The 23623-nt window shown below is 68.8% G+C and carries 21 protein-coding genes; 14 read left to right on the top strand and 7 right to left on the bottom strand.

Annotated features, from left to right (window positions below):
• Position 1: 1 nt before the first annotated feature.
• From JF543_RS11335 to JF543_RS11325, 3 genes are read left to right on the top strand one after another with little or no spacing between them, the layout of a single operon-like run.
• The gene (locus JF543_RS11335) at positions 2–1261 is read left to right on the top strand and encodes a kynureninase (protein ID WP_206824406.1); all 1260 of its coding nucleotides are present in this window, start codon (positions 2–4) and stop codon (positions 1259–1261) included.
• The gene (locus tag JF543_RS11330; RefSeq protein WP_206824405.1) at positions 1258–2103 is read left to right on the top strand and encodes a PaaX family transcriptional regulator; all 846 of its coding nucleotides are present in this window, start codon (positions 1258–1260) and stop codon (positions 2101–2103) included. Before JF543_RS11335 ends, JF543_RS11330 begins: the two co-directional genes overlap by 4 nt.
• A 9-nt stretch (positions 2104–2112) precedes the next feature.
• Positions 2113–3504, top strand: coding sequence for an MFS transporter (locus tag JF543_RS11325; protein ID WP_206824404.1), 1392 nt, complete (start codon positions 2113–2115; stop codon positions 3502–3504).
• A 7-nt stretch (positions 3505–3511) separates the two neighbouring features.
• Here the strand turns inward: JF543_RS11325 and JF543_RS11320 are convergent, their stop codons facing one another.
• Entirely contained in the window at positions 3512–4591 is a 1080-nt protein-coding gene (locus JF543_RS11320; protein ID WP_206551410.1) for a 3-deoxy-7-phosphoheptulonate synthase, read from the bottom strand.
• A 371-nt stretch (positions 4592–4962) separates the two neighbouring features.
• Here JF543_RS11320 and JF543_RS11315 point away from each other — a divergent pair, with 371 nt between their 5' ends.
• The 9 genes from JF543_RS11315 (at position 4963) to JF543_RS11275 (ending at position 15846) form a co-directional block, all read left to right on the top strand.
• A complete protein-coding gene (locus JF543_RS11315; RefSeq protein WP_206824403.1) occupies positions 4963–5763 on the top strand; it encodes an SDR family oxidoreductase in 801 nt (266 codons plus the stop codon).
• A gap of 171 nt (positions 5764–5934) precedes the next feature.
• Complete coding sequence (locus JF543_RS11310; protein WP_179409981.1) at positions 5935–7701, top strand: ABC transporter substrate-binding protein; 1767 nt, start codon at positions 5935–5937, stop codon at positions 7699–7701.
• 69 nt (positions 7702–7770) lie between these two features.
• Positions 7771–9423, top strand: a complete 1653-nt coding sequence (locus JF543_RS11305) for an ABC transporter ATP-binding protein (protein WP_206824402.1) — start codon at positions 7771–7773, stop codon at positions 9421–9423.
• Positions 9420–10379 (top strand): ABC transporter permease, encoded by a 960-nt coding sequence (locus tag JF543_RS11300; protein ID WP_179409979.1) that lies wholly within the window; start codon positions 9420–9422, stop codon positions 10377–10379. The genes JF543_RS11305 and JF543_RS11300 overlap by 4 nt, the downstream gene beginning before the upstream one ends.
• Positions 10376–11341 (top strand): ABC transporter permease, encoded by a 966-nt coding sequence (locus JF543_RS11295; protein ID WP_179409978.1) that lies wholly within the window; start codon positions 10376–10378, stop codon positions 11339–11341. The genes JF543_RS11300 and JF543_RS11295 overlap by 4 nt, the downstream gene beginning before the upstream one ends.
• Complete coding sequence (locus JF543_RS11290; RefSeq protein ID WP_206824401.1) at positions 11331–12647, top strand: alpha/beta fold hydrolase; 1317 nt, start codon at positions 11331–11333, stop codon at positions 12645–12647. The genes JF543_RS11295 and JF543_RS11290 overlap by 11 nt, the downstream gene beginning before the upstream one ends.
• A 4-nt stretch (positions 12648–12651) precedes the next feature.
• Complete coding sequence (locus JF543_RS11285; RefSeq protein ID WP_242519709.1) at positions 12652–14139, top strand: aminopeptidase P family protein; 1488 nt, start codon at positions 12652–12654, stop codon at positions 14137–14139.
• A 54-nt stretch (positions 14140–14193) separates the two neighbouring features.
• Positions 14194–15099, top strand: a complete 906-nt coding sequence (locus JF543_RS11280; protein WP_206824399.1) for a dihydrodipicolinate synthase family protein — start codon at positions 14194–14196, stop codon at positions 15097–15099.
• A 69-nt stretch (positions 15100–15168) separates the two neighbouring features.
• Positions 15169–15846, top strand: a complete 678-nt coding sequence (locus JF543_RS11275) for a GntR family transcriptional regulator (protein ID WP_206551403.1) — start codon at positions 15169–15171, stop codon at positions 15844–15846.
• Here the strand turns inward: JF543_RS11275 and JF543_RS11270 are convergent.
• The 5 genes from JF543_RS11270 to JF543_RS11250 form a co-directional block, all read right to left on the bottom strand.
• Positions 15806–16723, bottom strand: a complete 918-nt coding sequence (locus tag JF543_RS11270) for a phosphotransferase (RefSeq protein ID WP_206824396.1) — start codon at positions 16721–16723, stop codon at positions 15806–15808. The genes JF543_RS11275 and JF543_RS11270 overlap by 41 nt on opposite strands.
• Entirely contained in the window at positions 16720–17997 is a 1278-nt protein-coding gene (locus JF543_RS11265) for a cation:proton antiporter (protein WP_206824393.1), read from the bottom strand. The genes JF543_RS11270 and JF543_RS11265 overlap by 4 nt, the downstream gene beginning before the upstream one ends.
• 10 nt (positions 17998–18007) lie before the next feature.
• Positions 18008–19396, bottom strand: a complete 1389-nt coding sequence (locus JF543_RS11260) for an FAD-dependent oxidoreductase (RefSeq protein ID WP_206824391.1) — start codon at positions 19394–19396, stop codon at positions 18008–18010.
• A 98-nt stretch (positions 19397–19494) separates the two neighbouring features.
• Positions 19495–20793, bottom strand: coding sequence for an ABC transporter permease (locus JF543_RS11255; protein WP_179409966.1), 1299 nt, complete (start codon positions 20791–20793; stop codon positions 19495–19497).
• Positions 20790–21482, bottom strand: coding sequence for an ABC transporter ATP-binding protein (locus JF543_RS11250; RefSeq protein WP_179409965.1), 693 nt, complete (start codon positions 21480–21482; stop codon positions 20790–20792). The genes JF543_RS11255 and JF543_RS11250 overlap by 4 nt, the downstream gene beginning before the upstream one ends.
• A gap of 169 nt (positions 21483–21651) precedes the next feature.
• Between JF543_RS11250 and JF543_RS14645 the strand changes: the two genes are divergently transcribed.
• Positions 21652–22788, top strand: a complete 1137-nt coding sequence (locus JF543_RS14645) for a histidine kinase (protein ID WP_206824390.1) — start codon at positions 21652–21654, stop codon at positions 22786–22788.
• Positions 22785–23456 carry a response regulator gene (locus tag JF543_RS11240; protein WP_206824389.1) on the top strand — a complete coding sequence of 224 codons (672 nt, stop codon included), beginning with the start codon at positions 22785–22787 and terminating at the stop codon, positions 23454–23456. Before JF543_RS14645 ends, JF543_RS11240 begins: the two co-directional genes overlap by 4 nt.
• A gap of 36 nt (positions 23457–23492) precedes the next feature.
• Here the strand turns inward: JF543_RS11240 and ykgO are convergent, their stop codons facing one another.
• Positions 23493–23615, bottom strand: a complete 123-nt coding sequence (gene ykgO / locus JF543_RS11235; RefSeq protein WP_023951906.1) for a type B 50S ribosomal protein L36 — start codon at positions 23613–23615, stop codon at positions 23493–23495.
• Between the last annotated feature and the right edge of the window lie 8 nt (positions 23616–23623).

Below are 23623 nucleotides of genomic sequence, written 5' to 3'. Positions count from 1 at the left end.
CATGACCAGTACCGACACGACCGACAACGCCGTCGCCCCCGTCGACCCCGCCGACGCCCTGCTCGCCGAAGCCCGTCGCCTCGACGCCGCCGACCCGCTGGCCCACCACCTGCAGGCGTTCGCCGACGCACCGGGCGTGCAGGCCTACCTGGACGGCAACTCGCTCGGCCGCCCACTGCGCGACACCGCCGACAAGGCGGCGGCGTTCATCCGCGACGACTGGGGCACGCGACTCATCCGCTCGTGGGATGAGCAGTGGATGGAACTGCCGATGCAGCTCGGCGATCGCATCGCCCGTGTGACCCTCGGCGCCGCCGCAGGCCAGACCGTCGTCGCCGACTCGACGAGTGTGATGCTGTACAAGCTTATGCGCGCCGCTGTCGCCGCACGGCCCGGTCGCGATGAGATCGTCATCGAGGCCGGCAACTTCCCCACCGATCGCTTCATCGCCGCTGGCATCGCCCAGGAGACCGGGTCGACGCTGCGCTGGGTGGAGCCCGACGCCGTCCGCGGTGTGACGGCCGATGATGTGGCATCCGTCGTCGGTGAGCGCACCGCGCTCGTCGTGCTCAGCCACGTCGACTACCGGTCGGGGGCCCTGGCCGACATGCCGTCCATCACCCGCGTCGTCAAGGATGCCGGAGCACTGATGCTCTGGGACCTGTGCCACTCGGTGGGCGCGGTGCCGATGAAGCTCGATGAGTGGGGTGTCGACATGGCGGTCGGCTGCACCTACAAGTACCTCAACGGCGGACCGGGGTCGCCGGCCTTCGGTTACCTGCGCGCCGAGCTGCACGGCTCGGTACTCCAGCCGATCCACGGCTGGTGGGGTGCCGCCGACATCTTCGCCATGGGACCCGAGTACCGCCCCGAGGGCGGCATCCGTCAACTGCTCAGCGGCACTCCGCCGGTGCTGTCGATGCTGGCCATGCAGGGCATGCTCGACCTCATCGAGGCCGAGGGCATGGCCGCGGTGCGGGCGAAGTCGATCACGTTGACCGACTTCGCCGTGCGCGCATACGACGCGCTGCTCGCCCCGCTGGGCGTGACACTGCAGTCGCCGCGCGAGGCCGCGCACCGCGGTGGTCACATCACGGTCGGACACGAGAGCTTCCGCGAGGTCACCCAGAAGCTCTGGGCCGACGGAGTGATCCCCGACTTCCGCTTCCCCGATGGCATCCGCCTGGGACTGTCACCGCTGAGCACGTCTCATGAGGAGACACTGCGCGGCGTGCTCGCCGTGCGCGACGCCCTGGCATGACCACTTCTGCGGTGGGGGTAGCCGTGCTCGACGACATCGATGCGCGGCCCGGCAGCACGACGTCGCTGCTGCGGACGCTGATCGGCGTGCATCTGCGTCCGCTGGGCGGCGTGATCTCATCGGCCGCGCTGGTGCGCCTTGCGGGTGACCTCGGCATACCGCCGGCGCGCGCACGCACGGCGATCACGCGGCTCAAGCAGCGCGGTCTTCTGCTCAGCACATCAGGGGGCTACGCGATCGACCCTGCCGCCCTGCCGATGCTGCGGCGCGGCGACCGCCGCATCTTCGACGTGCGCACCATGAGCGAGGACGATGGGTGGATGCTGGTGTCGGCGACCGTCCCCGAGTCGCGCCGTGACCTGCGCCACCAGCTGCGGCGCCGCCTGCTGTACCTCGGTGCGGGGTCGGTCGCGCCGAGTCTGTGGATCCTGCCCGGGCATCTGTTCGACGAAGCGCACGAGCTGCTGCACGAGATCGGAGCGCGCGAGTACGCCACGCTGTTCCTCGCGACAGATCCGCAACCGTCGCGCCCTCTGCCCGAGGCCGTCGCCGACTGGTGGGACCTCGTGGCGCTGCGCGCCGAGCACGACCGATTCCTGGCATCCGTCGACGCGCTCGACCTGACGCGCCCCTTCGCCGCGCACTTGGGTCTGATCGACAGCTGGCGCGTGCTGCCGTACATCGATCCGGGGTTGCCGACCGCGCTGCTTCCGGCGGACTGGCCGGGTGCGCGCAGCGTCGAGACGTTCCAGCGTCTCCACGCCGAGCTCGCCGCACGCGCCGCCGACCACGTGCGCGCGGTAGCCGCAGATGACCGCCCGGCGACTCCCCCGGCTCGATAGCCTCAGAGCGTGTCATCGTTCGCCCCGCTGCAACGGCTGGTCCTCACCGTCGCGATCATCGCCTCGTTCGTCACGTTCCTCGACGGCACGGTGGTCACCGTCGCGCTTCCGGCGATCAGCTCCGAGTTGGGCGGAGGCATCACCACGCAGCAGTGGACCGTCGACGCGTATCTCGTCACCCTGAGCGCGTTGATCCTGCTCGCGGGCTCGCTCTCGGACGCCTACGGCCGCGTGCTGATCATGCGCATCGGGCTGATCGCCTTCGGGATCTCATCGGTCGCTGTCGCCGCGTCGGTCGACCCGCTCATGCTCGTCGTATCTCGTGCCGCGCAGGGTGCAGCGGGCGCACTGCTGGTGCCCAGTTCACTGGCACTGATCACGGCGACGATGCGCGGCGAACTGCAGGCACGCGCGATCGGTGTCTGGACGGCGTTCACCACGGGGGCGATGGTCGTGGGTCCGCTGATGGGCGGATTGTTCGTCGATCTGCTGTCGTGGCGGCTCGTCTTTCTCATCAACGTCGTGCCGATCGCGGTGACCCTGGTGCTGCTGGGCCGACTGCACCTGCCCGAGCACCCGCGCGGCGCACGCGTGGACTGGCTCAGCGGAGCACTGTGCGCCGTCGGTCTCGGCGCCGTCGTCTTCGCGCTGATCGAGCAGCCGTCGCTGGGCTGGGACTCACCCGCGATCTGGATGCCGGCTGTCGGTGGCGCGGCGCTGTTCGGCTGGTTCCTGTTACGGCAGCAGCGGTCGGAGGCCCCGATGATGCCGCTGTCGCTGTTCCAGGTGCGCAACTTCGGCTGGGGCAACCTCGCGACGTTGTTCGTCTACGCCGCCCTCGCGCTCAACGGCTTCGTCGTCAGCGTCTACCTGCAGCAGGGCGCGGGCCTGACAGCCACCGCGGCCGGGCTCGCGAGCCTGCCGATCACGCTGCTGATGATCGTGCTCAGCTCGCGCGTCGGCACGTGGGCGGGCCGGCTGGGTCCTCGCCTGTTCATGACGGTGGGGCCGCTGACGATGGCCGCGGGCGCCCTGCTGCTGCTCTCGGTCACAGAGCAGTTCAGTTACTGGTGGCAGGTGCTGCCGGCGATGCTGCTGCTCGGCGTCGGGTTGTCGCTGACGGTCGCTCCGCTGACGTCGGCGATCCTCGGGGCGATCGACGCCGAGCACTCGGGGATCGCCTCGGCGGTCAACAACGCGATCTCGCGCGTCGCGGGTCTGATCGTCGTGGCCATGCTGTCGACGATCGTGGGCGGCGCGCTCGATCTCGACGGCTTCCACAGTGCGGCGCTCGTCACCGCGGCGCTGTTCGCCCTCGGCGGGGTGGTGTCGTGGATCGGCATCCGCCGGAACCCTGCGGATGCCGCCGACGTCGCACACACCACCACCGCCGACCACTGAGAGTCACTCAGCCGCGCCGACGCACAGCCCCCGCCAGCAGATCGAGTGCCTCGGCCGTGGCGCCCCACCCCATGCAGGCATCGGTGACGCTCTGTCCGCGCACGAGCCCGGCGGGCCCCTGCGCCACATCGAGCTTCTGCGCCCCGGCAACGAGGTTGCTCTCCAGCATCACACCGGCGATCGCGTCGCCTCCCGCCACGATCTGCTCGGCGATCTCGGCGACCACCTCTGCCTGACGCACGTGGTCCTTGCCGCTGTTGGCGTGACTGGCATCCACGATGACGCGCGAGGTCAGCCCCGCCGCCGAGAGCCGCTCGGAAGCGCGGCGCACGTGGTCGGCCCCGTAGTTGGGGCCATCGGCGCCGCCGCGCAGGATCACCGAGGTGTCAGGGTTGCCCGTGGTCGAGACGAGGCTCGCGCGCCCATCGGCTCCGATGCCGAGGAAGGCCTGCGGAGCGGATGCCGCGGATGCCGCGTCCAGTGCGACCTGCAGTCCGCCGTCGGTGCCGTTCTTGAACCCGATCGGCATCGACAGCCCCGACGCGAGCTGCCGGTGGATCTGACTCTCGGTGGTGCGCGCCCCGATCGCACCCCAGGTGACGAGGTCGGCCGTGTACTGCGGGCTGATCGGCTCGAGGAACTCCGTTCCGCACGGCATCCCCAGCGCCGTGACGTCGCGCAGGAAGCCGCGCGCCAGGCGAAGTCCGGTCTCGATGTCGTGGCTGCCGTCGAGGTGCGGGTCGTTGATGAGGCCCTTCCACCCGACCGTCGTGCGGGGCTTCTCGAAGTACGCGCGCATCACGATGAGCAGTTCGTCGCGGTGGCGGTCCGCCTCGCGCACCAGCCGGCCGGCGTACTCGAGCCCCGCCTCGGGGTCATGGATCGAGCAGGGGCCGACGACCACCAGCATCCGATCATCGCGACCGTCCATGATCGCGCGCACCTCGTCGCGGGTGCGCGCGACGAGGGCGCCGCGTTCCGCGCCGAGCGGCAACGTCGCGGCGACGGACTCCGGTGAGGGAAGTGCGGTGAAGCCGGTGACGTGCAGATCTGCGGTCTGGTCGGGGGCGGTGCGGATGCTGTGCATGGGTCCTGTCCTGTTCGTGATGGTTCACGACGGACCCGCGCAGAGCCCGCCGAAACGGCGAAAGCCAGAGCAAAATGCTCTGGCTTGTCGGCTCTGAAGGTTGTCGGTGCGCGCTACTTCGGCGCCGGCCCCTCCAGAGCCGACTCAAAATACGCATACCAACGGTTGGTCATGCAGATACCGTAGCGCATTCCTGCGTCGCCGCGTGCACGCGCGTCGTCGAAACGGTGTAGCTGGTCAGTGCGACTCCCGCCACCGCGGCGGGCACGCGGTCGTGTCGGCGGTCTTGTGCGGATCGCGACTGCCGAACGATGACCGGCCGGGAAAGGATGGAAGGGGCGGCGCATGGCCGCCCGGATGGAGGAGAAGTCATGCCACGCACCTACGTCGTCACCGGGTCCGCCTCGGGCATCGGGGCCACGACCACGAGAATCCTGCGAGAGCGCGGCGAGCGCGTGATCGGGATCGACCTGCGCGACGCCGAGGTCGAAGCCGATCTGTCGGGCGCCACGGGGCGGGTGGAAGCGGCCGCGAAAGCCCTCGAGCTGGCGGGCGACACGATCGATGCCGTGATCGCGTGCGCGGGGATCTCGGCGCCGATCCCGGCCACGATCTCGATCAACTACTTCGGCGTGACCGAGTTGCTCGAGCACCTGCGACCGGGCTTGGTCGCTTCGGATGCCCCGCGCGTCGCCGTGGTGTCGTCGATGGCCTCGCTGCAGCCCAACTCGCGCGAGATGGTCGAGGCTGCACTGGCCGGTGACGAGGCGAAGGCGATGCAGATCGCAGCAGACCTGGCCGCGCAAGGGCCCGAGGTCGGGTACCTCGTGTACCCGTCGTCCAAGCGCGCCCTCGCTCGCTGGGTGCGCCGCAGCTCGATCACACCCGAGTGGGCAGGCCACGGCATCCCGGTCAACGGTGTCGCCCCCGGCACAGTGCTGACCCCGATGACCGAGAAGCTGCTGTCGACGCCCGAGGGTCGGGCGATGGTCGACGCCGCCGTGCCGATGCCGCTGAACCACCACCAGCCGCCAGAGTCGATCGCGCACCTGCTCATCTGGTTGACCAGCGTCGAGAACTCCCACATGGCGGGGCAGATCATCTACGACGATGGCGGAGCCGATGCCTCGCTGCGCGGCGATGACATCTGGTCGTGGAACGATCCGGCCTGATCCCGGTTCTCACACGAAGGCGGTCCCGATGACGGGGCCGCCTTCGTGCGTTTTGGCGCAACCTCGCAGTGCCGTGCCGTATCTGACATGTGCTATGTTACAGACGGGCCGAAGAGCTCATGCCCGTCGATGCCGCGGGCGCCACCCGATTCAAGGATTCAAGGACGATCTATGACTCGTAAGAAGACCCTGCTGACGCCTCTGCTCATGGCTTCGGCGGCCGCGCTCGTTCTCAGCGGATGCTCCGCCGCAGACGGCTCGCCGTCCACCGGCTCGGGCGAGCCCCAGACCGGCGGCACGCTCAAGGTGCTCTCCAACGGAGACATCGACCACCTCGACCCGCAGCTGATCGCGTACGTCCCCACGAACAGTCTGATCCGATCGATCTCGCGCTCGATCCTCGGGTACGAGGCTTCCAATGACGAGACCGAGCGCTCGCAGCTCGTGGGCGACCTCGCAACCGCCGTGCCCGAGCCCGAGGACGACGGCCTCACCTACACGATCACCCTGCGCGACGGCGCCAGTTGGGATGCACCCGACGGCGCCCGCGAGATGGTCTCGGGCGATGTCGCGCGCGGAATCGAACGCATCTGCAACCCGTACATCGGCGCCGCACTCGGCGGCTACTTCACCTCACTGATCAAGGGCATGGCCGAGTACTGCGACGGCTTCTCGGCCGTCGCCCCCGAGGTCGAGCCGATGAAGGAGTACATCGAGTCGAACGACATCAGCGGCATCGAGACGCCCGACGACAAGACCGTCATCTTCCGCCTCGTCGAGCCGGCATCCGACTTCACCTCGATGCTCAGCCTCGCCACCGCGAACCCAGCCCCGATCGAGGCGCTCGACCACCTGCCCGACTCCCCCGAGTTCCGCAACAGCTTCGTGTCCTCGGGCCCGTACCGCGTGGCCGAGCACAAGCCCGACGTCAAGCTCACCCTGGAGCGCAACCCGTCGTGGAATGCCGACAGCGACCCACTGCGCAAGGCCTACGTCGACGCGATCGAGATGACGATGGGCAGCGAGGTGGATGCCGCAATGCAGCAGCTGCAGGCCGGATCGGCCGACATGCTGTTCGACCTGCAGCCGAGCCCGGCGAACATCCAGCAGCTGACGGCGATGGGCGACGAGAAGTTCTCGACGCTCGAGAACGGCGGCATCGACCAGTTCTTGTGGTTCAACACCAAGACCGACAACAACGACAGCGCCCTGCAGAAGGTCGAGGTGCGCCAGGCCCTGCAGTACGCGATCGACAAGTCGGCGGTCGTGCAGGTGATGGGCGGTGAGGAGATCGCCACCGTGACCAACGGCATCTTCGGCCCCGGCATCAACGGCCACAAGGCGTACTCGCTCTACGGTGACGGCGATGGAAAGGCCGACCCCGAGAAGGCGAAGGAGCTGCTGGCCGAGGCGGGCGTCGAGAACCTCACGCTGAAGTTCCCCTACCGAAACCTCGGCTCGCAGCCCGACATCGCGCAGACCGTGCAGGCGAGCCTGGAAGCGGCCGGTATCACCGTCGAGCTGTTCCCGGTGCCACCCACCGACTACTACGCGAACTTCATGACCAACCGCGAGAACGCCAGCGGAGGCGCCTGGGACATCGCGCTGGTCGGCTGGTCGCCGGACTGGGTCGGCGGCGCCGCGCGCAGCGTCTTCCAGCCGCAGTTCAGCTTCGACGGCACCCCGCAGGCCTACAACTACGTCGACTACAACAACGACGAGGCCAACGACCTGGCCGCCCAGGCGCTGGCCGCGGGCTCACCGGAAGAGGCCGCAGGGCTGTGGCACGAGGTCGACCAGACCGTCATGAACGACTCACCGATCGTGAGCATCGCCGCCAAGAAGAAGGCGAACTACCACTCCGAGCGGGTGCAGAACTTCGCCATCTACGCCCTGTCGCAGAACGGCGACTGGACCAACGTCTGGCTGAACAAGTAGTCGCACCTGACGGATGCCGCTGCGGCGCCACTCCCGGCGCCGCAGCGGCCGCATTCTGAGGAGGATCGCATGTCGATTCTGGAAGTGTCCGGGCTGCACGTCGACATCCCGACCGAGAACGGCACCGTGCACGCCGTCAAAGACGTGTCGTTCGACGTCGCCGAGGGCGAGTTCTTCGGCATCGTCGGCGAGTCCGGGTCGGGCAAGTCGGTGCTGGTGCAGTCAGTGATGGGGCTTATCCCGAAAGCCGTCACCACGGGGAGCGTCCGATTTCAAGGCGACGATCTGCTGACGCTGCCCTCCGAGCGGTTGCGCCGCCTGCGGGGCAAGGAGATCAGCATGATCTTCCAGGACCCGCTCTCCAGCCTGCATCCGCAGTACACGGTCGGCTGGCAGATCGTCGAGCAGATCCGCGCCCACGAGAAGGTCTCGAGGCAGGCCGCGAAGGCGCGGGCGATCGAGCTGCTCCGGAAAGTGCACATCGCCGACGCCGCCTCGCGCTTCGACGCGTATCCCCACCAGTTCTCGGGCGGTATGCGCCAGCGCGTCATGATCGCAATGAGCCTGTCGCTGGATCCGAAGCTCATCATCGCCGATGAGCCGACCACGGCGCTCGACTCGACGGTGCAGGCGCAGATCCTGCAGCTGCTGGGCGAGATGAAGGACGACTTCGGGGCGACGGTGCTCATGATCAGCCACGATCTGGGCGTGATGGCGAGCGTCGCCAACCGCGTGATGGTCATGTACCACGGCGAGCAGGTCGAGCTCGGCCGCAGCGCGCAGGTGCTGCGCACACCCCGCGAGCAGTACACGATCTCGCTCATCGAGTCGTCGTCGTTCACGCAGAGCGAGCGACAGGCACCGCTCGGTCGCACGGCCGCGGCGACCGATGCGCCGGCCGATGACCCGGCACCGATCGCGCAGGTCTCCGAGGTGAGCCTGTCGTTCGCGCAACGACGGGGCGCGGAGCGGACGGTCCTGGACCGCATCAGCCTCGACGTGCGCCGTGGCGAGACCCTCGGGCTGGTCGGTGAGAGCGGATGCGGCAAGACCACACTCGCCCGCACGATCGCCGGTCTTGTGCGCCCCTCGGAGGGGACGGTGCGCTTCGACGGCAGGGATCTCGCCGAGGTACGCGGAGCCGACTGGCGCAGGCTGCGCCAGCGCGTGCAGGTGGTGTTCCAGGACCCGTTCTCATCTCTGAACCCCAAACGCCGTATCGGTTCGATCGTCGAGGACCCTCTGCGGATCCACCGAGTCGGCAATGCCCGTCAGCGCCGGGAGCGCGTGCTCGAACTGCTCGAGCAGGTCGGTCTCGACCCGGCCCACTACAACCGTTTTCCCGCACAGTTCTCCGGCGGCCAACGACAGCGCATCGGCATCGCGCGGGCCATCGCCCTGAACCCCGACCTCGTGATCCTCGACGAGCCCGTCTCAGCACTCGACGTGACGGTTCAGGCTCAGGTCCTGCAACTGCTCGACGACCTGCAGCGCGACCTGGGGCTGACCTACCTGTTCATCTCGCACGACCTCGCCGTCGTCCGACACATGTGCGACCGCATCGCCGTGATGGAGAACGGGCGGATCATCGAGCTCGACGACGCCGAGACCATCTACCGCACACCGCGCGAACCCTTCACCAAGAAGCTGCTCGCCGCATCGTTCCTCGAAGCCGTGGGTACGAGCGGACAGGGTACGACGTTGCAGGAGGTCAGCGCATGAGCGTCTTCTCCAAAGAGACACTGACTCTGCTCGTGCCGTCCCGCGGCGCCGAGCAGGCCGCCAATGAGGCCAAGAACTCGTGGCAGCTGACCATGAGGCGCCTGCGTCGCGACCCCGCGAGCATCGCCTCGGCGGTTGTGATCGTGCTGATCGTGCTCTTCGCCCTCCTCGCGCCGGTGATCGCGCAGTGGACCGGACACGGACCGACCGAGCAGTTCCGCGAGACCGGGTTGTCTCCCTCCGGTATGCCGGTGGCCCCGAATGGCGAGTTCCTCCTGGGCACCGACCAGCTCGGTCGCGACGTGCTGGTGCGGCTCGCCTACGGCGCGCAGGTGTCACTTCTCGTCGGCGTGGCCGCCTCACTCGCCGCATCGGCCATCGGCATCCTCGTCGGCATGACGGCGGGCTTCGCCGGCGGTGTCGTCGACACCGTGCTCAGCCGCCTGATCGACCTCGTGATGAGCGTGCCGTTCCTGCTGGTCGCGATCGCGACGGTCTCGGTGCTCGGCCCGAGTCTTCAACTCTCGATCGCCGTAATCGTGTTCTTCAGCTGGGCAGGACTCGCCCGCGTCATCCGGGGTCAGGTGCTCGCGCTGCGTGAGCGGGAGTTCATCGAGACGGCCCGCTCGATGGGTCAGTCCGGCGTGGCGACGATGTTCCGCGACGTGCTGCCGAACCTGGTGGTCCCGATCGTCGTGTACACGACCCTGATGATCCCCGCGGCGATCGTGTTCGAGGCGACGCTGTCGTTCCTGGGTCTGGGCATCGTGCCGCCGACCCCCAGCTGGGGCAACATGCTCGCGGATGCCGCGAACGGGTCCATGTACATGGTCGCTCCCTGGATGGTGCTCGTCCCCGGACTGGCCCTGCTGACTCTCACCCTCACGTTCAACCTGCTGGGCGACGGTCTGCGCGACGCGCTCGACCCGTCGTCGACGAAGGGAGCCCGGGCATGATCCGCTACATCCTCTCGCGCATCGGCTTCGGCCTGCTGGTGCTGTTCCTGCTGAGCATCTTCGTCTTCGTGCTCTTCTACGTCACGCCGTCCGACCCGGCCCGCATCATCGCCGGCGATAAGGCCACCGAAGAGCTGATGGCGCAGATCCGGGTGAACCTCGGGCTCGACAAGCCGATCTGGGAGCAGTACCTGATCTTTCTCGGCAGCCTGCTGCAGGGCGATCTCGGGTACTCGTACCGCTCGAGCCTGCCGGTGGCCGAGCTGGTGATGTCCCGCATTCCGGTGACGATGTCGCTGGTGTTCGGCGGTGTCGTGGTCTGGCTCGCGATCGGCATTCCGATCGGTCTCGCCTCGGCCAAGCGCCCCGGCAGCGTGCGAGACCGGCTCGGACAGGCGTTCGCGCTGGTCGGCATCAGCTTTCCGACATTCGTGCTCGGCATGCTCGCGCTATACACGCTGTACTTCCTGCCCACTCGCTTCGGGATCACACTGTTCCCCCCGTCCGGCTACGTTCCCTTCACGACCGATCCGCTGCAGTGGGCCTGGCATCTGATGCTCCCGTGGCTGACGCTCGCGCTCGTGACGGCGGCCGTCTACGCGCGGCTGACCCGCGGGCAGATGCTCGATGTGCTCGGCGAGGACTACGTGCGCACCGCGCGCGCGAAGGGCCTCACGGAACGCCGCGTGATCTATGTGCACGCGTTCCGCAGCGCGATGCCGCCGCTGGTGACGCAGCTGGGGATCGACATCGGCCTCATGCTCGGTGGCGTGATCGTCATCGAGCAGGTCTTCGGTCTGCAGGGCGTGGGAGCGCTCGCGATCTCGAGCGTCTCGATGCAGGACCGTCCGGTGGTGATCGCCATCGTGCTGCTGGGCGGCGTCTTCGTGGCGGTGTCGAACCTCGTGGTCGACCTGTTCTACGCGCTGCTCGATTCCCGGGTGAGAACTCGTGCACACTGACGCCTGGTACTTCATCGGCGACAACATCGTCGCCCGCGACGTGTGGACGACCGTCCCGCTCGACTGGAACGATCCCGACGGCGAGACGATCGAGATCTTCGCCCGCGAGTTCGTCGCGGCCGAGCGTCGGAACGACGACCTGCCGTTGCTGCTGCATTTGCAGGGCGGGCCGGGCGGCAAAGGCACGCGCCCGCTGGGCCGCGATGCCTGGATGGATGCTGCGCTCTCGCGATTCCGGCTGATCATGCCCGATCAGCGCGGCACGGGGCGCTCGACGCCGCTGTCGGGCGCGCAGTTCGCGAGCATGCCGGCCGGCGAGGCGGCTCGACGCCTCTCGTTGCATCGGGCGGATGCCATCGTGCGCGACTTCGAGGCGCTGCGCGCCACCCACTACGAGGGTCGGCAATGGTGGACGATCGGGCAGAGCTACGGCGGCTTCCTCACCCTGCACTACCTGTCGACGGCGCCGCAGGCGATCGTCGCCTCGGCCGTGGCGGGCGGGCTGCCCTCGCTGCATCCGGACGCCGCCGAGGTCTACCGTCGCACGTTCCCGCGCGTGGCGGGCAAGAACCGGCTGTTCCGCGAGCGCGCACCGCACCTGGTCGATCGAATCGGGCGGGTGGCCGACCTGCTGGCCGACGACGAGGTGCTGCTGCCCGACGGTGACCGGCTCACCGTGCGACGCTTGCAGACGCTGGGCTTCGACTTCGGCATGGCCCCGGGGCCCGACCGGGTGCACTGGCTGTTCGACGAAGCGTTCGCCGATCGCGCCGAGACGCGGTTGAGTGACACGTTCCTCGCCACGGTCGGTTCGGCGACGGCGTTCGCGACGAACCCGCTGTTCATCGCGCTGCAGGAGAGCATCTACGGCACTGGCCCCACCGCGTGGGCGGCTCAGGCCGAGCGCGAGAAGCACGAAGAGTTCTCGGATACAGCCCGCCCGCTGCTGTTCACGGGGGAGATGGTCTTTCCGTGGATGTTCGACGAGATCAGAGCGCTGCGCGGGTTCCGCGCGGGCGTCGAAGAGCTCGCGACACGGGAGTGGCCCATCGAGCTGTACGACCACGCGCGTCTGGGTGCGAACGAGGTGCCCGTCGAAGCAGTCGTCTACTTCGACGACATGTACGTCGATGCCGGACTCTCGCTCGACACGGCAGCACACCTGGGCGGTCTGCACGCCTGGGTGACCAACGAGCACGAACACGACGGCATCGCGCGCGCCGGCGTTGCCGACCGTCTCTTCACCGCACTCGAGCGACGACTCGGGGGCACGGCGCGCACACGCTCGACCGACGATCAGGAGTGATGAATTGACCGGCACGCACACTCACGGCGCCCGCTACGACGATACCGTCCATGTCGTGGACTGGGAGGGGAGCATCCCCAATCCGCGCTCGGCCACGACCGACCCTCGGATGCCGTCTCTGGCGAAGGCTCCTGGCTTCGCCGAGTGGATGCGCACCGGCTGGGGTGACGCCGACCGCACGGCGCGGGTCGAGCCCGGCGCGGCCGACGCCGCCCGCCGGCACCGCGAGCGGCTGTCGCACGCGATGCCCGGGCAGTCGCTGGTCGTGCTGGCCGGACGCGCCCAGGCGCGGGTGCACGACAACTTCTTCGAGTTCCGGGCACACAGCGACTTCCTCTGGCTGACCGGATTCGCGGTCGAGGATGGCGTTCTGGTGATGACGCCCGCCGCGGGCGGTCACGATGCGACGCTGTACATCACTCCCCCGGCCCGTCCGGGTGCTGCGGCGTTCCACGCGGATGCTGCGCATGGCGAACTGTGGGTCGGCCCACTTCCGGGTGCGGCAGAGCTGGCATCCGCTCTCGATCTGAAGGTGCGTACGCTCGACGAGCTGAGCGTCCCCACCGACGCACTGATCGCGGGTCACGCCGTCGTCGGTGCCGGCACCGGCGCGCGTCTGGGCGGCCGCCACCGCTCACCGCTGCTGACACGCACGCTGGCTGAACTGCGCATCGAGAAGGATGCCTGGGAGCTGGCCGAACTGCGCTCAGCGGTGACCCACACGATCGATGGATTCGCCGCTGTGCGCCGCGAGATCCCGCAGGCGGTGCGCTCCGGCGGCGAGCGCTGGCTGCAGGGCACCTTCGACCGGCATGCGCGGACGGTCGGTCAGGCGCCGGGGTACGCGTCGATCGTCGGGTCGGGGGCGAACGCCCCGATCCTGCACTGGGTCCGCGCGGACGGCCACGTCGATCCGGATGCCCTGCTGCTGCTGGATATGGGAGTGGAGAACCGCAGCGGGTACACCGCGGATGTGACGCGCACGATCCCCGCGAGCGGCCGCTTCAGCACGGCGCAGCGCGAGGTGCACGACCTCGTGGAACGCTCTCACCGGGCTGGGCTCGCCGCCGTGGCACCGGGTCGGGACTGGCGTGATTTCCACACGGCCTGCATGGAAGTGCTGGCGCAGGGATTGCATGACTGGGGCATGCTCCCGGTCTCGGTCGATGAGGCGTTGCACGCCGAGGGGCAGCACCATCGGCGGTACATCGTGTGCGGGGTCGGGCATCATCTCGGGCTCGACGTGCACGATTGCGGCGCCGCGTCGTACGCGCAGTACTTCGAAGCGCGGATGCGGCCGGGGATGGCACTGACCGTCGAACCGGGGCTGTACTTCCACGCCTGGGATGAGACTGTACCGCCCGAGCTTCGCGGCATCGGGGTCCGTATCGAGGACGATGTCGTCGTGACCCCCGAGGGCCATGAGGTGCTCAGCGCCGCTTTGCCGATCGATGCGGCGGGACTGGAGCACTGGATGGATTCCGTCCTGTAGTATGTTACATGGCATATGCGGCGCAGGTGCCGCCCCTGCCGGAAAGGAACAAGGATGTCTCAGAAGGCTCCCTGGCACGGCGTGATCGTCGCGTCGGCACTCCCGTTCACCGAGGATCTCTCCGTCGACTACGACCGGTTCGCAGAGCACGTGCGGTTCCTGGCCGACAACGGCTGCGACGGCATCGCTCCCAACGGCTCTCTCGGCGAGTACCAGAACCTGAGCGAGCAGGAGCGCGCGCAGGTCATCCGCACGGCGGTCGACGCCGCACCGGAGGGCTTCTCGGTGATGGCGGGAGTCGGAGCCTACGGCGCTCTGCAGTCCGCGCACTGGGCCGAGCAGGCGGCCGAGGCCGGCGCCGACTGCGTCATGCTGCTGCCCCCGAACACGTACCGGGCCAACCGCGAACAGGTCAAGCACCACTACGCGACGGTCGCCGCGGCCGGGCTCCCGATCGTCGGGTACAACAACCCGATCGACACCAAGGTCGACCTCGTTCCCGACCTGATCGCCGAGATTCACGCGGCGGGCCACATGGTGGGTGTCAAGGAGTTCACCGGTGATCCGCGCCGCATCTACGAGATCAGGGAGCTCGCACCCAGCATCGACATCCTGATCGGCACCGACGACAGCGTGCTCGAAGTCGGCATCGCCGGCGCCGTGGGATGGGTCGCGGGGTACCCGAACGCCATCCCGCGCGCGACGGTCGAGCTGTACCGCCTCTCCACCTCGGGCGATGTCCGCGATCTGGAGAGGGCGAAGGTGATCTACCGTGACCTGCACAAGCTGCTGCGATGGGACACGAAGACCGAGTTCGTCGAGTCGATCAAGCTGTCGATGGACGTTCTGGGCCTGTACGGCGGCCCCAGCCGTCCGCCGCGCCTGCCCCTGCCGAAGGACGTCGCCGATCGGATCATCGCCGACACCGAAGAGGCCGCCGCAAAGGGCTACGGCGCCTGACCGGTGCTAGTTTCGTAGGCAGTGCCATACCAAATGGCACTGCCTACGTCTCTCTGATCGGCCAAACACATGTCGCAGTTCTCCGTCGTCACCCCGCTCCCGCCGGTGCAGAATCTCAGAGAGCGCGTGGAAGTCGCCCTCGAGGCCGCCATCCGCTCGGGAGAGATGCCCGCCGGTGAGCTGTTCTCGGCCCCGGCGCTGGCCGCACGGTTCAACGTGTCGGCGACCCCGGTGCGCGAGGCGATGCTCAACCTCGAGAAGCTCGGCTTCGTCGAGGCCGTGCGCAACAAGGGGTTCCGTGTCACCACGGTTCGCGACGAGGACGTCGCCAACATCGTCGCGGTGCGCCGCCTGCTCGAGCCGCCGCTGATGCGTCAACTCGCCGGCGAGATCCCGGCTCAGGCGTTCGCCGAGCTGCGCGAGACGGCCGATGCCATCGTCGCCGGCGCCGCACAGGGCGACCTCACGAGCTATCTCGAAGCCGATCGCGCCTTCCACGAAGCGGTCAATGCGCACAGCGACAACCCACGGCTGACGAGCCTGATCTCGCAGCTGCGCAAAGAGACGCGTCTGCCCGGCCTGGCCGGCATGCTGGCGACGGAAGAGCTGTCGATCTCGGCGGCCGAGCACCACGAGCTGCTCGATCTTCTCGAAGCCGGTGACGGTGAACAGGCAGAGGCTGTCATGCATCGCCACATCGGCCACGTCATCGGCTGGTGGGCAGGCCGCGACGAGTCGGAGTCCTGAGCGCGCCGTCGAAGGCGTCGAGCTTGCGGCGGAACCAGTCGTCGTCGCGCCATCCGGCGAGGCGCGCGTGCGAGACGTCATCCCACAGGCTGAACAGCAGTCGTCGCGCCTCACCACCCGCGGGGAGCGGATGCCGCGCCGCCGCGCGGTTCCACAGTTCGAGCTGCGGGGCCGCGTCGGCGAGGTGGAACAGGTCCATCTCGCGGTGGCTGAACCGCGCCGCGCCGGGGTCGATGACACCACACAGCGCTCCGTCGTCATCGACGAGGAAGTTGCCCGCGTGGCAGTCGTCGTGGATGAACACGGGCGGATCGCCCTCGAGCGGGGCGAGGAGGTCGTCGATCAGCGTCACCGTGGCGTACAGCCCCTCTCGCACGTCCGTGGCGATCTCCTCCCCCTCGGCGGTGCCCAGCCACGCCGACAGCACGGCGACGTCGGCGCGGAAGCTGTCGGCGAACCGCTCATGCGCACGCCCCTGCCTGTCGTCGAACGCCTCTCCCCGGTGAGCGGACCAGGCTTCGACGAGGACGACGATCTGCTCGGCGAGCGCGTCACGGGCATCCGACGCCTCGATCTCGACGTCGGCGACCGCGGTGCCGTCGACGTACGTCTGCACGATCGTCTCGGGCTCACCGCCCAGTTCCACCTGCAGCACCCGCGGCACCGCGACCCCGCTGGGTGTCGCCGCCGCGAGCCGCGCGAGCGCTCGTGCCTCGCCTTCGGCGATGCCGCGGCGGTGGAAGCACTTCACGACCCGTCGCGAACCGTCGCCCACATCAACGACGTGCACCTTCGCGTAGAACCCCTCGAAGGTGCGCTCGATGCGCGCGTGCGGGCCACAGAGGCGCTGGACGAGGGTGCGTGCGTCGACGGTCATCCCGCTATCGAACCACGGGACTCGTGCCGTCGGCGCGGTACGTCTGTCGGCACGGCCTCGGCCGCGAGCGGGTCGGCGGATGCCCGCGACTGCGCCCACCGGTGATAGCGGCCGATCAACGGGACCGACGTGAGCGCGTGCAACAGGATGCTGAGTGCCACGGTCGTGACGATCGTGGGGACGACGACGTCGTCGCCGGGCACCCCCTCCCCGATCGCGATGAGCAGGAACACCAGCGATGCCAGCCCCCGCGGACCGAACCAGCCGATGAAGGCGACCGTCGGCGCTCCCACGCGGCGGCCGCTCAAGGCCAGCGCGACCGGCAGCATCCGCACCAGGGTCAGGCTCAGCACGGCGTACAACAGCACCTGCCATGTGATCAACGGCAACGCCAGCGTGACGGCCACGGCGCCGAAGATCACCCACGTCACCGCGGCGAGCAGGTCGCCGGCGCTCTCGGTGAACACGCCGGCGTGCGTGCGCGATGGGCCAGCCGCACGGCCGAACGCGAGTCCGCCGACGAACGCGGCGATGAAGCCGCTGCCGCCGAGAATCTCGGCGACCGCGAGCGCGCTCAGAGCGGCGATGAGCGGAAAGATCAGGCGCCAGCGCTCATCGAACCATCCCTTCGCTTCGGCCAGGCGGAACAGCATCCCGCCGGCGACGCCCGCGACCACCCCGGCGACGAGACCCCACCCGATCTGAGCGGCGACGTTCGCCGCCACGGCAGACGGGATGCTCGCCTCGAGCTCGGCGTTCGCGATCGACAGCGCAACAAGGAACAGCGGCACCACGATGCCGTCGTTCAGTCCACTCTCGACGTCGAGGGCCTGGCGCACGCGCGGGGGTACGGCCTGGTCTTCGACGACCCGCTGCCCGAGCGCGGCATCGGTCGGCGCCAGCATGACGGCGATCAGGATCACCGAGATCACGGCGATATCGGGAAACACGAGCAGCCCCACACCGATGCCCGCCGCAATCGTCAGCGGCAGGCCGATGAGCAGCAGCCGACTGGGCCACATCACCTGTCGACGCAGGGCCCGCAGGTCGATGCGCATCGCGTCGCTGAACAGCAGCAGCACGAGCGCCACCTCGGCGATGCGCTCGGCGACGGAGGGCTCGATGTCGAAGTCGAACGCCTCGGGCAGCACGACGGCGGCGAGCACGCCGACGACGGCGAGGAACAGCGCCGCGGTGACGCCCGCACGCTGCAGGCGTCCCGACAGCGCACTCCAGACGCCGAGGGCGAGCAGCACGGTGAGCACGGCGGTCATGCTTCGGACGTTAGCGGAGTCGCGGTGGCTCGGCCAGCACCAGTGGGGGTGACACAGCGGCTCTGTGCTCGGCTCGCGCGATGCGCACCATCTCGTCGCGTTCGACGACCTTGATCCGCGCGCGCTGCGCCTGCTCACCGAGCGTACGTTCGTGTGCGTCGAGTCGGGCCCACCCGGCGCCGTCGGTGTGCACGATGCCCTTGCCCGAGAGGAAGGCCAGCACGGCATCCGGGTCGGGCGAGGGCGCGGGGGTGAGCCGGTCACGGTCGGCGAGCAGGTTGGCGATCGTCTCGGCCGCATCGGACTTGGTGTGACCGATCAACCCCACCGGGCCGCGCTTGATCCAGCCGGTGACATAGGTGGCCGGCACCACAGCACCGTCGTCACCGACGACGCGCCCCGCACGATTCGGGATCACCCCGGCCTCGGCGTCGAAGGGCACGTCCGGCACTGCCGATGACAGGTACCCGACGGCGCGGTAGACCGCCTGCACCGGCCAGTCGGTGTGCTGTTCGGTCAGGTGCGCCGTGCCGTCGGCGCGCAGCTCGGTGCGCGCCGTGCGCAGCCCCTCGACCCGCTCGTCGCCGAGTACCGCCACCGGCGCTTCGCAGAAGTGAAGGTGGATACGATGCGGCTTGTCGCCCGCAGGCTCGCCCAGCCACTGCATGAGCGTGTTGAGCACCTGCTTGGTCTGACGGTTCTGCTGGGCGGCACGCTCGCCGGACTCGTCGATCTCGAAGCCCTCCGGGTGCACGACGACGTCGACGGTCGGCGAGTGCGCGAGCTCGCGCAGTTCGAGCGGAGTGAACTTCAACTGCGCGGGACCACGGCGCGCGAACACATGGATGTCCGTGCCGCGGTTGGCCGCGAGCCCCGCATAGACGTTGTCGGGGATCTCTGTGACGAGCTGCTCATGCGCGGTCTTGGCGAGCATCCGCGCCACGTCGAGCGCGACGTTCCCCGCCCCGATGACGGCGACCTGCCGGGCATCCAGTGGCCAGTCCCGCGCCACGTCGGGATGCCCGTCGTACCACGAGACGAAATCGGCGGCGCCGAAGCTGCCGGGCAGGTGGATGCCGGGAATGTCGAGCGAACGGTCGGCCGCGGCGCCCGTGGCGAAGATGACGGCGTCGTAGAACATCCGCAGCTCATCCAGGGTGATGTCGCGCCCGTACTCGACGTTGCCGACGAAACGGATGCCGGGTTTGGCCAGAATGAGCGACAGCGCGCGGATGATCTCCTTGATGCGCGGGTGATCGGGGGCGACTCCGTAGCGCACGAGCCCGTAGGGGGCGGGCAACCGATCGAAGACGTCGACGCTGGCGCCGTCGTACTCGGCGGTCAGGATGTTGGCGGCATAGATGCCGGCCGGGCCGGCTCCGATCACTGCGACGCGCATAGCTGTCTCCTCAGGTGAAAGGGTGGTGGGCGCATCGCACCCACCACCCCATGAACGCTCTAATTAGGCAAGGCTAACCTAATAGCATCCGCGTGTCGTCATTCGTATCGCAACGACGTCACCGGGTCCTGCCGCGCGGCGCGCACCGCGGGAAGCGTTCCGGCGAGGAACGCCAGCAGCAGGATCGTCGCCACGGTCGCCGCGATGGCGACCGGCTCGAAACGGAACAGCTGCAGCCCATCGAAGTCGGCCAGGAACGACCCGGCCATTCCCGCACTCACGCCGAGCGCTGCGAGCACGGCGAGCAGCACGCCGATCGTGCTGCCCAGCAGCCCGATGAACACCGCCTCGATCGAGAACAGGCCGAACACGTGACCGGAACCCAACCCGATCGCCTTCATCAGGCCGATCTCACGGGTGCGCTCCTGCACCGACATGTACAGCGTGTTGACGATGCCGAAGGCGGCGGCGAGCAGCGCGATGATGGCGAAGGCGTTCAGCACGAACACGATGCCGTCGACCACTGAGGTGATCATGCCCAGCTGCTGCTGTACGGTCGACGACGCGAAGCCCGCGTCTGCCAGGCGATCCTGCAGTGCCTCGATCTCGGCATCCGTCGCCGCGGCATCGAAGTGCACGAACGCGTTCGTGTACAGGTCGGTGAGTTCATCGGCCATACCCAGCTGGTTCAGCGCCGAGATCGTCACCGCCGCCGAGCGGTTGAGTGAGAGCACGTTGGTCGGCATGCCCATCGCGAACCCGTCGCCGATGACACCCGTGATGCGGGCGTCGAAGGCATGCGGGTCACCATCGGCATCCGACACTCCGAGCGTGAGCATCTCACCCACCGCACTCGACGCGTCGTCGAAGCCGAGGGCGTCGACGAACGCGGCCGGGATGGCGACCTCGGCGCGGCCGGACTCGTACGCGGGGGTCTCACCCTCGTCGAGCTGCAGGTTCTGGCCGGGCACGAGCTGCACGGCCATGATCGAGTACGGCGTCCCGCCGTCGCGCGCGATGGAGTCGACGGTGGTCGACAGCGTGGGCTCGACCGACTCGACGCCCTCAATGTCAGCGATATCGTCGAGGTCGTCCTGCGTCAGGTAGCTCGCGGCCACCTGCGCACCACGTCCGTCTGCCCCCGCCCGGTCGGCGGGCTCGTACTCCTGCGGCTCGTCCGACGGGGCCGCGTTCTGTTCCTTGTACGCGCTCATCACATCGCGCACGCCGAACCCATCGACCGTCTCGGTGATGTAGCCGTTGATGCCCGCGCCGAGCGCGCTGGTCAGGGTGAGGGTGAAGGCTCCGACGAAGATGGCGAGCACCGTGAGCAGGGTTCGGGTCTTCGAACGGAACGTATTGCCGATCGCCGTGCCGATCGTGTCGTTGATTCTCATCGGATGACCTCCGGGGTGACGATCGCGCCGTCGTGGATCTGGATCTGTCGGCCGCACCGTGCGGCCAGTTCGTCGTCGTGCGTGACGACGACGAGGGTGATGCCGTGCTCGCGGTTGAGTCCGAACAGGATGTCTTCGACCACCTGCCCCGTACGCGAGTCGAGGTTGCCGGTGGGCTCGTCTGCCAGCAGGATGCGCGGCCGGTTGACCAGCGCCCTGGCGATCGCCACCCGCTGCTTCTGCCCACCCGAAAGGTCGACGGCGCGGTTACGCGCCTTGTCGGCCAGCTGCACCTGCCGCAGCACCTCCATGCCGCGCTGCGCGCGCTCCCGCGCCGGCACACCCGCGATCTTCAGCGGCATCGTGACATTGTCGAGCACGGACTGCTTGGGCGTGAGGAAGAACTGCTGGAACACGAAGCCGAAGAGCCGGTTGCGTGCCCGGTTCAGCTGACGCGCGCTCATGCGTCCGGCATCCGCACCGTCGAGCATCACGGTTCCCTCGGTGGGGGCATCCATGAGCGCGAGAATGTGCGTGAGCGTCGACTTGCCCGAGCCGCTCTTGCCGACGAGGGCGACGCTCTCCCCCTCGGCGATGTCGAGCGAGACGCCCTTCAGCGCCTCGAAACGGGTGGGTCCGCGGCCGTACGTCTTTCGCACGTCTCGCACGGACAGGACGGGTGTCGTCATTGCTGCTCCTCGGTATCGCGTCGGCGGTTTCGCCGACGTATTCCACCCTCGCCGCGGCCGCCGAAGCGCACATCGCCCGAACGCGGGCATCGGTCTACCGCGATCGCAGTAGGCGGGAATGCCGCGTTGGGGGCATGAGCGCCGCGGCCAGGACCGGCATGCTGGAATGGTGAGTGTGACCCGCGAACCAGGACTGCGCGTGCCCGCCTGGGTGCACGATGTCGTTGCATCCGTGCTGATCGTGGCGTTCAACGCAGCGGTCGTCGCCTTCCGCCCGGGCGAGATCAGCCCCGCCTGGGTCGTAGCGACGAGTGCGCCCGCGGCACTGATGTTCGTGCGCCGACGCTATCCGCGCACCGTGCTCGCCGCGGTGATCGTATTCAGCGTCGTGGCGACTCTGCTTCCGCCCTCCGGCGCGGGGACGATCGTCGCTCCCGCGTTCGCCCTGTTCTCGACGGCGTCGGTGGTGCCGCGATGGCGCGGATGGATGCTGACGGCCGGCTGCGCAGTCGTGCTCGCCGTTGCCGTATCGGTGGGCCAGGATGTCTCGTTCGGTGCGGCACTGGCGCAGTCCGGCCTGGTGTGCGGCATCGCGATGGCGCTGGCGGATGCCGCGCGCACGAGGCGCGCATACACCGACGAGCTCAGGCTGCGGGCCCTGCGGGCGGAGCAGACCCGAGAGGCCGAGGCCGCGCGTGCCGTCGCCGAGGACCGACTGCGCATCGCGCGGGACCTGCACGATTCGGTGGCGCACCGAATCTCGGTGATGAGCCTGAGCGCCGGCGTGGCCAGCAGCACGCTGGAGAGCAATCCTCAGGCCGCACAGGAGGCGCTGTCGACGATCCGTTCCGCTTCGCGGGCCGTGCTGACCGACATCGGCGCCCTGCTCGGCTCGCTGCGCGAGCAGACGGTCGTCGGACTGGCATCGCTCGATGAGCTCGTCGGCGACTTCGCAACGGCGGGTCTCGAGGTCGACGTGCGCGTTGACGGTGATGTCGCGGCGTTGCCCGCACCGGTCGACGTGCTGGCGTACCGGGTGGTGCAGGAGGGGCTCACGAACGCGATGAAGCACGGCGATGGCGACGCGCGGCTGGGCATCACGGTCACTCCTGAGCAGGTGCGCGTCAAGGTGCGGAACCGGGTGGGCCGCGCAGCCCGGACACACACCTCCGTGGGCGCGAGCTACGGCCTGCTCGGCATGCGCGAGCGCGTGGAGGAGGCAGGCGGGGTGCTCGAGGCCGGTCGGGTTGGCGACGAGCACGCGTTGAGTGTGCGCGTTCCGCTGGCTGCGCAGGTGCGCGCATGATCCGGGTGCTCGTGGTGGACGACCAGTCGTTGATCCGCGGCGCGGTGGCGCAGATCCTCGGGGCGGCGGCCGACCTCGATGTGGTCGGTGAGGCCGCCGAGGGCGGCACCGCGATCAGGATGGCACACAGCATGCGTCCCGACGTGGTGCTGATGGACGTGCGGATGCCCGGTGTCGACGGCATCGCCGCGACCAGTGCCATCTGCGCCGAGCCCGACTTGTGCTCGACGCGGGTGCTCATGCTCACCACGTTCGAGGACGAGGAGAACGTCGCCGCCGCACTCCGAGCCGGAGCGAGCGGCTTTCTCGGCAAGGGTGCCGACCCCGACGAGATCGCCGACGCGGTGCGCACCGTCCATGCGGGCGAGGCGCTGCTCTCACCAGCCGCCACCCGCAGCCTGATCTCGCGCTACCTCGCCGGGCCCGTCACGCACGAACCCGGCGAGCAGCAGGTGCTCGATGAGCCGCTCACACCGCGCGAGCACGAGATCCTGCGGCTGGTCGCTCGCGGAATGTCGAACGCCGAGATCGCCGCCGATCTGGTGATCTCGCCGCACACCGCCAAGACGCATGTGAACCGCATCATGGCGAAACTCGGCGCGCACGATCGCGCCCAGGTCGTCGTGTGGGCGTACGAGAACGGTGTTGTGCGCGCCGGAGCGCGGTAGACACAGCAACGCCGCGGTATTGACGGCGGCAGGCGGTCAGCCTTGGCGCCCCTTGAAACGGGGATTGAGCTTGTTGATCACGTACACCCGCCCCCTGCGCCGCACTACCTGCGCGCCCGGCTGATTCTTGAGCGACTTGATCGATGCGCGAACCTTCATATCCACCT

This window comes from Microbacterium esteraromaticum (assembly GCF_017303215.1).
GTDB classification, from domain to species: Bacteria; Actinomycetota; Actinomycetes; order Actinomycetales; family Microbacteriaceae; genus Microbacterium; species Microbacterium esteraromaticum_C.
The sequence above is the reverse complement of the archived record's forward strand: the minus strand, read 5'-3'. Positions and strand labels throughout refer to the sequence as shown.